This window comes from Jeotgalicoccus sp. S0W5 (assembly GCF_011634875.1).
Classification (GTDB): Bacteria; Bacillota; Bacilli; order Staphylococcales; family Salinicoccaceae; genus Jeotgalicoccus; species Jeotgalicoccus marinus.
Map to the genome: position 1 here is coordinate 231,160 of NZ_SIRQ01000004.1, position 13,266 is coordinate 244,425.

Consider the following 13,266-nt stretch of genomic DNA (forward strand, 5'->3'; position numbering starts at 1 on the left):
TCCTTTATATACAAGATACATCAAATGAGCTTTGGTTTCTATTAAAATTCTGTTTCTTTTTCAATTTTTTCTTCTTTTAATACTTTATACATTCTTTCTGCATCTTCTTTTTTTGTTGTATCGTTTAATTGCATCACTTCATAAGTGACAATACTACGTCCAAATTTGATGACTAAGTGATCTCCAACTGATAAGTCAGTACCTGCTTTTGCCATACGTCCATTGACTTCGATACGACCATCATCACTAATCTCTTTTGCAAGTGTACGTCTTTTAATTATCCTTGATACTTTTAAAAATTTATCAAGTCTCATCTACATCATCCTTTAGCAAGGTTTTTAGTGGGGTATCTGAATGGATGGTTTCTTTCATCCATGCAAGCATTGTCGTTGCATATTCTTTTTCATGCTTAATTTTTTCTTTCTTACCTTCGGCTCTTTTCGCTTCTTGCCACACCTTATTTAAATCTTCCATTGACTCCACTGACTCATCGCCAAAAACATGTGGATGACGTCTAACTACTTTTTGATTTAAGGCAGCTAGAACATCATAGAAATCAAAGTAGCCATCTTTTTTACCTATTGCTGAATGCAAGGCGACTTGTAGAAGGATGTCTCCAAGTTCTTCTACAATACCTTCATCATCTTCATGCTCTATTGCTTCAATGACCTCATACGATTCTTCTAACAAGAATCGTTCAAGTGATTCATGGGTCTGTTCTTTATCCCACGGACAACCATCTTCCGATACTAGCTGGTCAAACACATCTACCATATGCGTGATTGTTCTATCCGCATATCGAATATCATCTTGTTTTGGAACAAACATACACATTAAGTTTGAGTCTGGTACATGATGATCAATTTCCGCGATAGTCGTTTCTATAATATGCTCATCTTCACTGCCAGCCTTGTCTACAAGGTAAGCTTTGGCATCGTAGTGATAATAATCTAGGAGTGTCACCTTCACTTCACTCACAGACAATTGATTATACACTTGAGTAATCAGTGTGTGCTTTTGGTAATCTAAATCTTTTAAGGACAAATTCGTTCCGTCTAACAACTGAAAGTTCTCATTTACTGGAATATTTAATGCACTTATCACTTCATCTATAAAACTCTGACCACCTTTAATCTCGACGTTGACTTCACCTTTTCGCTTTCTGTCTAATAGCAGTTCAGTCGTCGTCTCGTAAAACATTGGATGCCCTGGTACAGCATAGGTGAGATTACCATGCTGAGCATCCTTCACTAAGGTATCAACGATACGTTCATACACTGCTTCGAAAGTTTCAGATGCCTCATAATATTCATCAAAACTGATTAATTTTATATCACTATCTTTTAAAAGTGACACTGCTGGATGGTCCATGGTTCTCAGATAAATTTTTTCTTCTGCTAATAGTGATTTGTAAACACCTAAGGGCATTTTATCGATATCAGATGTACCAAGCCCGATTACTGTGATTGTGTTCATGACACACCCTCCATTCTACTCTCTTGTATTGCTGCCATTACTGAGACTAAATCTTTAAGTTGTTTCGAGCGTATGGTTAGGTTGATTTCTCCACCCTTGACTGAAATCTTCAAGATTCTACTAAACGCTTGAGTGTCTTCAAATAATTTTTCACCATTGATTTCTGCTGTTGCAGATTGAGATACATTAAGATAGAAGTGACGTGCATCCTCAGATACCTTATAGATACCATATAGAAGTGCATATATTTTAACTTTAACTAAGTCAATTAATGTTTGTACTTCTGTTGGATACTCACCAAAACGGTCGATGAGTTCATCTTCTATATCTCTCAGAGTCTCTAGAGAATTTGCTTTTCTAAGACGCTTGTAAATATCAATCTTAGATTGCTCATGGGTAATATATGTTGCCGGAATATAAGCATCTGCTTCGATATTAATTGGAATATTAACCGGTTCTTCTTCTTTTTCAACACCCTGTTTTTCTTTTACTGCACTTTCTAACATATCACTATACATCTCATAACCAACTGAATCTATAAAGCCTGACTGATTCTTACCAAGTAAATTACCCGCTCCGCGTATATTCAAATCACGCATGGCAATCTTAAAGCCTGATCCAAGTTCAGTGTATTCCTTAATCGCTTCTAATCGTTTTTCTGCTACTTCTGTTAACACCTTATTCGGTTGATGGAATAAGTATGCATAAGAGATACGATTACTACGACCAACGCGCCCGCGTAATTGGTAAAGTTGACTCAAACCAAAACGGTCTGCATCTTCAATAATTAGCGTATTGGCATTCGGAACATCTACCCCGGTTTCAATGATAGTCGTGGTGACGATAACATCATACTCACCATTAACAAAGGCAAGCATGGTCTCTTCAATTTGCTTTTCAGTCATCTGTGCATGCATGACACCTACTGCAGCGTCTGGTACTAACATTTCTACGTGTGCCTGTTTGTTATAGATTGTCGCAACACTATTGTGGAGGTAAAAGACCTGCCCGTTTCTAGCAAGTTCCCTTTCAATCGCTTCTTTAACAAAGTTTCCATTGTATTCTAAAACATAGGTTTGAACTGGAAATCTATTTTCTGGAGGCGTTTCTATGACAGAAAGGTCTCTTACACCCGTTAAACTCATGTGTAAGGTTCTTGGAATTGGTGTTGCTGTTAAAGTTAAGACATCTACATTATTTTTCAACTGTTTAATCGCTTCTTTATGCTTAACTCCAAACCTTTGCTCCTCATCGACAATTAAAAGACCGAGATCTTTATACTCAATTGATTTACCTAAAATTTTATGCGTACCCACGACGATATCAATCTTTCCTTCTTTAAGTCCTACAGCAGTCTCTCTATTTTCTTTTGCCGTTCTAAAGCGAGACATCATCGCCACATTCACAGGGTAATCCTCAATTCTTTCGATTAAGCTTTCAAAGTGCTGGGCTGCGAGTATGGTTGTCGGCACTAAAAATGCGACTTGTTTGCCATCTTGAACCGCTTTAAATGCTGCACGAATTGCTACTTCGGTTTTTCCGTAACCGACATCACCACAAAGCAGTCGATCCATAGGCTTACTATCTTCCATGTCATTTTTAATTTCATGGATACTCGCTAGTTGGTCAGGCGTTGGTTCATAAGGGAAACGTGCTTCGAAAGCCTCTTGCATCTCTGTATCTGGACTATACTTAAACCCTTCAGACATCGCACGTTCTTGATAGAGTCGAATCAGTTCTTCTGCGATATCATTAACATTTTGCTGAACCTTCGCCTTAGTCCGTTTCCATTCAACACCACCAAGTTTATGCATCTTAGGTTGGCCGTCATCACTTGCCACATATTTTTGCACCAGGTCCATCTGATCCACAGGAATATACAGCTGGTCTGTCCCTTTGTACTGCAACTTCATATAGTCATTATGAATACCGCTAACTTCAAGGGTTTCAATGCCTAGATATCGACCGACACCGTGATGAACATGGACGATATAATCACCAGGGTTTAATTCCTGATAAGATTTAATTTTCTCTGCGTTAGATAACTTCTTATTACGTTTTTTACGTTTTTGTACTTTGTTATACAATTCTTTAGAAGTTAAAATAGCTGCACTCATGTAAGGCAGGATAAAACCAGATTCTATAGCACCCGTCGTTAAGACAATACCTAAATCACTCGGTATATTTTCAATATAGCTTTGAATTTTTAGGTCTTCAAGAAGTTGCTTTGTTTTATTAAGTTCATCTTCGTCTCTTAAAATAATATTGATGAGATAGTCATTGTCCAACATCTTATTTAAATTCGACGCAAGAATGTCATACTGCCCATAGTAGATTTCTGCTGGTTTAACAGAAATTTTAATCATTTCTCCAATGGACACAGGCATACTTTTCATAAATAAATTAAAGTAAGTAACACCATTTAGGTTTAGCAATCTATCATACTGATGCTCTAAATAGTTGGCCGCACCTTTAAACATTTGTCCTGCTTCTAAGACAGAACTAAAGTAATTATTCACCGCTTCAAACTCTGCATCATAAGCTGATTTAATTGCATTGATATCATCTGCAAACACTCTATGCTTATCGGTCATATAATCTAGGAGCGATTGATCATGATCATCTAAGAGATGAGCGAATTGATTTAAGTGTTCTACAAGTAAATCAGGATGTGTCACCTTGTCATAATATTCATCTAATGACTCTTTAGCGACAGCCTGTAAGCCTTCAGAAGTCTCCTGATATAAGGTGTCAATTTTCTCTATCAATTCCACACGTTCACTCGGATCAACAATATATTCAGCATAGGGTTCAATTTTCACTGATTCAATATTTTCTAAAGAACGTTGAGTCTCTGGATCCAAAAGACGCAGTGAATCAATCTCATCGTCAAATAGCTCTACACGAAGAAATAAATCATGCATATAGATATCAATAATATCTCCTCGAACTGCAAATTCTCCGAAATTAGAGGCCTGATTCATACGTTTATATCCTAAACTAACTAAGAACTCGAGAAATTCATCGTAATCAAGTGTACTTCCTAGCTCTAATGTTTTTTCATAAGCTAACAACTTTTCCTTAGGCATCAACGGTTTTAATAAGGCATGTATAGGCACGATAAATAACCCTGGCTTCTCATGTAGCAAGGCCGATAAGGTCGACATTCTTGCCTTCATAAAATCAGGGCTTTGTTTAGACATGTTTTCAATCATGATGTCACCAACTGGGAAGGTATAGACTTCATCCATAACGTCCATCATGCTATTTGCGAGCTTTTCCATGTGGTGGTTATTTTCAACAAAGACCACATTGGCACGCTCTGAGTTTTCTGTAAGTTCTTTGAGTAAGATTGGTTTAAAGTCATCATTTATTCCAGTGACAAGCAGGTTTTTATCATCATTGAATGAAATGATGCTCTGGACGCGTTCATCATTTAAGATGCGATCGCTAATTTTATTATGCATTCACATCACCATTATACTTATTCATTACATCTAGGAAGTCATTTGAAACAAAGCTTTGACACGCTTCAGATGACACTTCTAAAACTTTTTGTAAAGTATCTTCATCTACCTTACTAAACTTACCTAAGACATAACGTGTGATTGGCGTACTATCAGTTGGACGATCTATACCAAGGCGTATACGATTGTACTTTTCGCCACCTAGATGTTGATTCAGAGACTTGATACCGTTATGTCCACCACCGCTACCTTTTTGACGCAATCTTATACGACCAAGAGGTAGGTCAAGATCATCATAAATTACAACAATATCAGATAATTCGATATTATAGTAATCCACAAGTGGTCGCACACCTTCTCCAGATAGGTTCATAAACGTTTGTGGCTTAACCAGCATAATCTTTTCACCGTTGAGTACACCTGTTCCAAAGTGACACTTAAATTTCTGCTGATCTAAGGCTAGACCAAGGTCTTCTTGGAGTTGATCAATCGCCATAAAGCCTATGTTGTGCCTCGTTTTTTCATATTTAGCACCTGGATTCCCCAGGCCAATAATACATTTCATTTCGTCACCTCATAAACGTTAAAAAAGGCGATGGAAAGCCCACCGCCGTTGTGTTTAAAATGTTCAAGATTACTCTTCTTCTTTTTCAGAGTCTTCTTCATCTTTTTGTTCAGTTGCTTCAACTTCAGTTTCTTCTTCTTCAGAAACTTCTTCGTCTTCATCCGGTTCTTCAGTTGGCGCACTAATAATAATTAGTGAGTCTTCGTCTTCGTTTTCGATTACGAAGTTACCTTTTTCACGGATGTCTGCAACGTGAATTGCATCACCAATGTTAAGTTCTGAAATATCAACTTCGATAGTTTCAGGAATGTCAGCTGGTTTAGCAGTTACAGAAACTTCAAATAATGGCTGCTCGATTACGCCGCCTTCTTTTTGCCCTGGTGCCTCACCAGTTAATTCGATTTGAACATCAACAGTCACTTCAGTTTGCATGTTAATTGCAATGAAGTCGATGTGTAAAATTTGGTTTTTAAGTGAATCAAACTGATAGTCACTTACCATTACTTGTTTTGTACCGTTTTCTAATTCAAGATCGATAACGCCGTTACGTCCAACTTCACGGATTAGTTTGATGAATTCAACTTCATCAACTGATACTGAAGTACTTTCAGTTTCATAGCCATATACGACTGCTGGAACTTGTCCATTGTAACGGAGCTCGTTCAGTTCAGATTTCTTAGAATTTTCAGCTCTAGAGCTTGAGGCTAATTTAGCCATAGTTATTTCCACCTTTCATCAAATAAAGCAATTTATAATAACGCCTATCCTAACACATAGCCACGCATTATAATACCACAAAACACACTGTTTTGTAAAAAATATGTTAAATTATCACGTTTGGTCGAATAAAATACTTACGGATTCTTGCTCATGTACTCTGACAATTGCTTGTGCAAGCAGTTCACCTACAGACAGTTCAGTCACTTTCTCAATTTTCTTTTCTTCTGGTAATTGAATTGAATTTGTGACAACTAACTCTTTGATAACTGACTCTTCAATTCGTTCAACTGCAGGTCCAGAAAGTACTGGATGTGTACAACAAGCGTAAACATTTTTCGCACCTTTGTCTACGAGTGCTTGTGCAGCAATTTTAATCGTACCACCAGTATCAATAATGTCATCAATAATGATAGCTGTCTTACCATCAATTTCACCAACAATATTCATCACTTCTGCGACATTCGGACGCGGACGTCGTTTATCAATGATGGCAATTGGTGCTTTTAGGCGATCTGCCATACGTCGTGCACGCGTTACACCACCGTGGTCTGGTGACACGATAACGACTTCGTCTAAATTAATATCTTTATGTTCCAAGAAGTAATCACTTAAGATTGGTACACCCATGAGATGGTCGATTGGAATATCGAAAAATCCTTGGATTTGTGGTGCGTGTAGGTCAAGTGAAATCACACGGTTTGCACCAGCTGTTTCAATAAGATTAGCAACCAATTTGGCAGTGATTGGTTCACGCGCACGACTCTTTCTGTCTTGGCGTGCATAACCATAGTAAGGCATAACAATATTAATAGTATTCGCTGATGCACGTTTTAAGGCATCAATCATGATGAGTAATTCCATTAAGTTTTCATTTACCGGCTGACTTGTCGGTTGAATTACAAAAACATCGCAACCTCGCACACTTTCTTCAACGTTAACCTGAACCTCTTCATCAGAGAAACGATTAACTGTACACTTCCCAAGTGGAATACCGATGTGCTCAGCGATTTCTGCTGCTAGGGGTTCGTTACCTGTTAATGTAAATAGTTTCATTTTGTTAGAACTTTTGTTTTGATTGCTAGAAGCTAACATTTTGATCCTCCAAGTATTATTTTTTGTAGTAGCCGTCTTTTGTCGTTTGCTTACTTCTTGCGATTGCTAGACTATCATTTGGAACATCGTCTGTAATTGTAGATCCTGCTGCAGTTATAGAACGTTCTCCTACAGAAACCGGTGCAACTAAGTTCGTATTACAGCCAATAAACGCATCATCTCCGACCGTCGTTTTAAATTTGTTTACACCGTCATAGTTTACAGTGATTGCACCACAGCCGATATTTGCACGTTCACCAATTTCAGCATCCCCAATATAGCTTAGATGTGATACTTTAGCGCCGTCTTTTAAGACTGCTTTCTTCACTTCTACAAAGTTTCCAACTTTAACAGTAGACGCAAGTTTGGCCCCTGGACGAAGTTGTGCATACGGACCAACAGTCGTTTGATTACCGACTTCAGCATCTGATACTACTGAGTGTTTAATCTCGACTTCATCACCGATTAAACTATTAGAAATCTCACAGTTTGCAGAAATAATCGTACCTTCACCAATAACAGTGTTTCCTTTAAGTACAGTATTCGGATAAATAATAGTATCCATACCAATCTTAACACTTTCATCGATATATGTGTTTAGAGGATCGATAATTGTAACACCTTTTTCTAAATGTCCTTGGTTAATTCTCAATCTAAGTATTCTGGATGCCTCGGCAAGAAGCATACGATCATCAACACCGATAATTTCTTCATGGTCAGCAGTAACATAAGCACCAACACGTTGACCCTTGCTACTTAAAATACCAATGATATCTGATAGGTAATATTCACCAGCTTCATTATCGTTCGTTACTTTTCTTAAAGACTTAAACAACTCAACATTATTAAATAATGCAACACCAGCTGAAACTTCTTTTATATCTTTTTGTTCTTCTCTTAGTTCAGCTGCTTCTAAAATTTCTTTTACTGTGCCGTTTTCCTTACGAATGACACGTCCAAAACTTCCAGGATTTTCTGTATAAGCAGATAAAATTGTCGCTTTAAAACCAGTTTGTTCATGCTCACCTTGTAACATCGAGAGCGTGTTAGGACTAATTAATGGCGTATCGCCACATACAACGAGGGTCTCACCTTCTTGGTTTTGGAGCTCACTCTCTAACTGTTTAACAGCATCTGCTGTACCGAGCTGTTCTTTTTGTTCAACCGTTTTAATGTCTTCTGGTAAGATTGCTTTAACCGCTTCTGAATCATTACCTAAAACAACGTAAATCTCTGAAACACCTGCATCTTTCACACTATTGATCACTCTAGTAATCATTGGAATTCCACAAACTTCGTGTAATACTTTCGGTTGTTTTGAATTCATTCGCTTGCCTGTGCCAGCAGCAGTGATTATCGCTCTAACTTGCATAATTAACCCCCATTTAAATACGATGTTTTAATTATATTTCAGACTGTCACATCTTTCAAGACAGAGCTTAGGCCGGACACTAATGGCCCGGCCTAAAATCCAATTATTATTATCTTTCTTCGTCAGCTGTATCTTCAGTGACTTCAGGGCTATTTTCATCATTAACCCTTTCGTTTAAACTCTCGTCAGATTCTTCTGATGCTGTTGATTCAAGCGTACTATCTTCGTCTTCTGCTGGATCAGATTCCACTGTTGGTTCAACAGCCTCGTTTGAATCCTCAGACGCTGGATCTTCAGTTTCTTCATAGACACGCATCACTTCTTCTTGTACATGCTGACGCATCTCTGTGTTGATTGGGTGAGCAATGTCTCTAAATTCGCCGTCCGGAGTACGTTTACTCGGCATAGCGACAAACAGTCCATTATTACCATCGATGACGCGTAAGTCATGTACGACAAATGCCTCATCAAATGTCACAGATACTAACGCTTTCATTCTAGTATCTTGATTATTGACTTTTCGTAATCTTACATCTGTTATTTTCATGTGTTTGTCCTCCATAGATTTGTGTTTTAGATCCTCTGTGTAAAACGCTTATCTAACTAAGAACCCACTAAAATAACCAGTTATTCAAATGATGCGACGACTTCAATTTCTACTTTCGCATCTAATGGGAGCCGGCTAACTTCTACACATGATCTTGCTGGTAGTTTACCCGTAAAGTACGTCCCATAAACTTCATTAATTAACGCGAAATCGTTCATATCAGTAATAAAAATAGTAGTTTTAACCACATTTTCGTATGATAATTCAGCCGCTTCAAGGACGCCACCAACATTATCTAAGACTTGCTTCGTTTGCTCTTTGACGTCTTCAGACACAATCTTCCCCTCAAGTGTTAGTGGTACTTGTCCAGATGAGTAGAATAAGTTGCCTGTTTTGACACCGTGGCTGTATGGTCCAACGGCTGCTGGTGCTTTATTTGAATTGATTGGTTCCATGAATATCGACCTCCTAGTTTATCTATCTTTAATGTAATCTAAACAGTTGCCTTCTTCAACTACAAACGACTCGTTGTATTCATCAATTTCCGACACTTTAAGTAAGGAAGTATAGTCCTTGAAACGACGATTCGCAACTTGCTTTGCTTCAACAAGTACACTCACACCAGCAACCGTGGCATTGAACTCCTCCATGAGATTCGTAACGCCTGTGATCGATCCGCCAGCTCTAAGAAAGTCATCGACAACAAGTACATTTGATCCTTCTTTAAGAGTGCGTTTTGATAAGACCATCGTTTCAATCTTACGTGTCGAACCTGATACATAGTTAATTGAGACTGTTGACCCTTCTGTAACTTTGTTATCCTTTCTAATCACAGCAACAGGTACATTCAATTTACGTGCAACTGCATTAGCCAAGGAGATACCTTTAGTCGCTATCGTTACAACTGCATCGATTTCAACATCACCATACATCGTGGCTATTAAATCCCCGAAATCGTTCATCATCTTAGGATCTCCCATGATGTCCGACATGTATAAATAACCACCTGGTAAAAGCCTTTCACTTTCCTCTAATTCTTTTTTGAAGTATTTTATAATCTCTTCAGCACGTTCCAGACTAATTTTAGGGATAAACATTGCACCCCCATTTGCTCCAGCTGTGGTTTTTAAGACACCGAGCCCCTCTGAATCCATTACATCCTTAATTATTCTTATGTCCTCACTAATTGATGATTTCGCTTGGCTGAACTTCTCTACGTATGTTGTGAGTGGAATTAATTGGTTCGGATGTGAAACTAAATGCTGGGTCATATAGACCAATCGTTCACTGCGTTTAAATTTCATAACTTAACTCCTAATCCGTATTATTGACAACAATTCTAACATATATGTTCGGTTTTTAATACTTAGCCGAGTAATCTTATTCTATAAACTTCAGAACAGCATCCTTTAATCGCATTATATACGTGATTCGCTTGTCTTTCTTTTTTACATATTCCGAATACCGTCGGTCCACTACCACTCATCATCGCTCCATCAGCACCAGAATCTCTCATATTTTCTACAAGCTTTTTGACCTCTGGATACTTTTTGACCGTCACTTCTTCTAAATCATTTTTCAAGAGTCGAATAATTGAATCATAGTTTCCATCGATGATAGCTCTTTTCATTTCATTTGATGCTGGTTTGTTTTTACCAGGTTTTAAGGCTGAGTATATTGTTTTCGTCGACACGCTAATTTTGGGCTTGGCTAAAACAACCCATCCATGTGGTGGACTCGGTAGTCGCTCAATCATCTCACCGCGCCCTGTTGCAAGTGCCGTGCCACCATATACGCAAAATGGGATATCTGAGCCGAGCTCGGCTGACAATTCAGCAAGCTCGTCTAGTTCGATGCCGAGCTCATATATAGCATTTATACCACGGAAGGTCGCTGCCGCATCCGCTGAGCCACCAGCTAAACCAGCAGCAATTGGAATGTGTTTATCAATGTGAATCGTAACACCCGTACTTATGTTATAGCGCTTCATCATCAGCTCTGCGGCCTGATATGCTAAATTTCTTCTATTAGTCGGCACAAATTGATTGTCAGTTTCTATGACTATCTTCTTGTCTGTCCTTTTTTCAAAGGACAAATGGTCATTTAAATCCACTGTTGTCATAACCATACTGACCTCGTGATAGCCGTCGTTACGTTTAAAGAGCGTATCCAGTGTTAAGTTTATTTTGGCTGGTGCTGTTTCATAGTGCATAGTTCCATGTCCTTTGTTAATTTTTTAATCGAGTTGATATATGCGTTATTTTATCATATTTCTAAGGCTCTAAGTTGGGAAATTAAAACAACCCACACCAGAAACGGTACGGGTTATTTAGAATTATATTAGTTATTAATTAATCATCTGATTTTCTTACTTTGAAGCCCCATAGTGTCACTACGAAACTGACTGCGACCCAAGCGGCAAGGATAATGAACTCTTTAATTCCGCCTTCACCGTTCAAAATGAAGATATGCTGGTATAGGGGGAAGTATTCGGCAATTTTTATAGCGATACTGTCTGGGTCCGTCACCAGTAGTTCGATATAGGGTGTAAAACCAAAGATGAACATGATTGGTATGAGGTACACTGATGTTGTGGCAACTGATTTCACAATCAGCCCAATCCCGATACCTAGGTTGATAAAGAACACACCGAGTAATATTAGGCTCACAATATTTTCCCCTGTCCAATAATCTGTTGGACCAATTACAAATATAGAGGCAACCAAGGAAATAATCGTCATCAATCCGATAACCATGCTCTTACCTACGATAATGTCCATAAAGGTAGCTGGTGATTGTAAAAGACCTCTTAAGGTGTCTTTTTCATTTTCTTCTGCAATCATCGTCATGATTGCACTGAAAGTCACTGCTGAAAATACGACTCCTGCGATGAGCGCTAGGGTTTCAGCAGGTAGTCCGCCTGTCGCGTCGCCTAGGTTAGTAAATAGAAAAGCTAAGATAATCGGAATTAGCACCGAAGTAAACAACATCATATTCTTCATAAACTCTTTAAGGTCTTTTTCAAAAATCGCCATTATTCTAGTGATATTCATATTAATACAACTCCTTACCTGTTACTTTTTTGAACACTTCACCGAGGGTTGGGAAATCCGTTCTGACATCCACTGCAGCCTCATCAAGTAATACTGATTTTAAGAGGGCTTCGTTGTCCGCTGACTTATCAATCGTTTTTTGTGATCCGTCGTTATACGTGACATGAACGACATTACGCTTGTACTTATGTCTGAGCTCACTTGGTGAACCGTAATCTTGGATGACACCTTGATATAAAAAGGCAACATTGTCACAAAGTCTCGTTGCCTCATCCATATTATGTGTTGTGAGTAAGACTGTTGTGCCTTCATCTCTTAAAGCTTCTAACATCTCATGAATCTTTTCTGCCGTTGTTGGATCTAGTGCTGAAGTTGGTTCATCTAAGAATAGAATATCCGGCTTATGAATCACTGCCTTACATAGAAGAATTCTTTGCTTCATACCTTTAGATAATTTCGATACAGTTTTATCGATTTCATCTGCTAGGCCAACATCTTTTAGGACGCTTTCAACGGAACCCTTTGGTGCGCCGTATAATTTTCTAAATAGTTCTAAATTGTCTTTAACAGTTAATCTCTCATATAAGGAGCTCTTATCCGATAAAATCCCTAACTTACTTACATAATCGTTCTTGCCAAATTGTTCGTGATTAAAGCCATTCACAATTACCGTTCCACCATTAGGTTCAAATTCTCCCGTTAGTACTTTAATTGTTGTTGTTTTACCAGAACCACTTGGACCTAATAGACCAAATATTTGCCCTTTCTGCATTTCAAATGAAACACCTTTTAAGGCACGCTCACTGCCAAAATTCTTCTCTAAGTCATTTACTTTAATAATGCTCATGCTAATACCTCCAATTTCGTTTTCTTGTTCGTAATTCAAGCTTAAAAGAAATACAAAAAAGCCGCGATAAGATCGCGGCGAATTGTAGCTATTTCATTTTAAGTTGTGGTATTCAAGTGTTGTATTG

Annotated in this window: 12 protein-coding genes and 1 pseudogene; all 13 read right to left on the reverse strand. The window is 38.2% G+C overall.

Annotation, left to right across the window (positions count from 1 at the left end; translation table 11 throughout):
- Positions 1-41 precede the first annotated feature (41 nt).
- The 13 genes and pseudogenes from EYB29_RS07655 to EYB29_RS07715 all read right to left on the reverse strand — a co-directional run bounded on the left by EYB29_RS07655 (position 42) and on the right by EYB29_RS07715 (position 13,139).
- Entirely contained in the window at positions 42-314 is a 273-nt protein-coding gene (locus EYB29_RS07655) for an RNA-binding S4 domain-containing protein (RefSeq protein ID WP_026866182.1), read from the reverse strand.
- On the reverse strand, positions 304-1,476 hold the full coding sequence (locus EYB29_RS07660) for a MazG nucleotide pyrophosphohydrolase domain-containing protein (RefSeq protein ID WP_026866183.1): 1,173 nt from the start codon (positions 1,474-1,476) through the stop codon (positions 304-306). The genes EYB29_RS07655 and EYB29_RS07660 overlap by 11 nt, the downstream gene beginning before the upstream one ends.
- Entirely contained in the window at positions 1,473-4,943 is a 3,471-nt protein-coding gene (gene mfd / locus EYB29_RS07665) for a transcription-repair coupling factor (RefSeq protein ID WP_166627030.1), read from the reverse strand. The genes EYB29_RS07660 and mfd overlap by 4 nt, the downstream gene beginning before the upstream one ends.
- Entirely contained in the window at positions 4,936-5,508 is a 573-nt protein-coding gene (pth, locus tag EYB29_RS07670; RefSeq protein WP_026866185.1) for an aminoacyl-tRNA hydrolase, read from the reverse strand. The genes mfd and pth overlap by 8 nt, the downstream gene beginning before the upstream one ends.
- Positions 5,509-5,577: 69 nt before the next feature.
- The gene (locus tag EYB29_RS07675; RefSeq protein WP_026866186.1) at positions 5,578-6,225 is read right to left on the reverse strand and encodes a 50S ribosomal protein L25/general stress protein Ctc; all 648 of its coding nucleotides are present in this window, start codon (positions 6,223-6,225) and stop codon (positions 5,578-5,580) included.
- Between the two features lie 114 nt (positions 6,226-6,339).
- Positions 6,340-7,281: a ribose-phosphate diphosphokinase gene (locus EYB29_RS07680; protein WP_371807501.1), complete on the reverse strand. Its 942-nt coding sequence runs from the start codon at positions 7,279-7,281 to the stop codon at positions 6,340-6,342.
- A 55-nt stretch (positions 7,282-7,336) separates the two neighbouring features.
- Complete coding sequence (glmU, locus tag EYB29_RS07685; RefSeq protein ID WP_026866188.1) at positions 7,337-8,692, reverse strand: bifunctional UDP-N-acetylglucosamine diphosphorylase/glucosamine-1-phosphate N-acetyltransferase GlmU; 1,356 nt, start codon at positions 8,690-8,692, stop codon at positions 7,337-7,339.
- A gap of 262 nt (positions 8,693-8,954) precedes the next feature.
- Positions 8,955-9,239: pseudogene (gene spoVG, locus EYB29_RS07690) on the reverse strand (septation regulator SpoVG); the annotation flags it as partial.
- An 80-nt stretch (positions 9,240-9,319) separates the two neighbouring features.
- Positions 9,320-9,694, reverse strand: a complete 375-nt coding sequence (locus EYB29_RS07695) for a RidA family protein (protein ID WP_026866189.1) — start codon at positions 9,692-9,694, stop codon at positions 9,320-9,322.
- 18 nt (positions 9,695-9,712) lie between these two features.
- On the reverse strand, positions 9,713-10,543 hold the full coding sequence (purR, locus tag EYB29_RS07700) for a pur operon repressor (RefSeq protein ID WP_026866190.1): 831 nt from the start codon (positions 10,541-10,543) through the stop codon (positions 9,713-9,715).
- 62 nt (positions 10,544-10,605) lie between these two features.
- Positions 10,606-11,451, reverse strand: coding sequence for a 4-(cytidine 5'-diphospho)-2-C-methyl-D-erythritol kinase (ispE, locus tag EYB29_RS07705; RefSeq protein ID WP_166627031.1), 846 nt, complete (start codon positions 11,449-11,451; stop codon positions 10,606-10,608).
- 139 nt (positions 11,452-11,590) lie between these two features.
- Positions 11,591-12,292 carry an ABC transporter permease gene (locus EYB29_RS07710; RefSeq protein ID WP_166627032.1) on the reverse strand — a complete coding sequence of 234 codons (702 nt, stop codon included), beginning with the start codon at positions 12,290-12,292 and terminating at the stop codon, positions 11,591-11,593.
- A 1-nt stretch (position 12,293) separates the two neighbouring features.
- Positions 12,294-13,139 (reverse strand): ABC transporter ATP-binding protein, encoded by an 846-nt coding sequence (locus EYB29_RS07715; RefSeq protein WP_035855739.1) that lies wholly within the window; start codon positions 13,137-13,139, stop codon positions 12,294-12,296.
- Between the last annotated feature and the right edge of the window lie 127 nt (positions 13,140-13,266).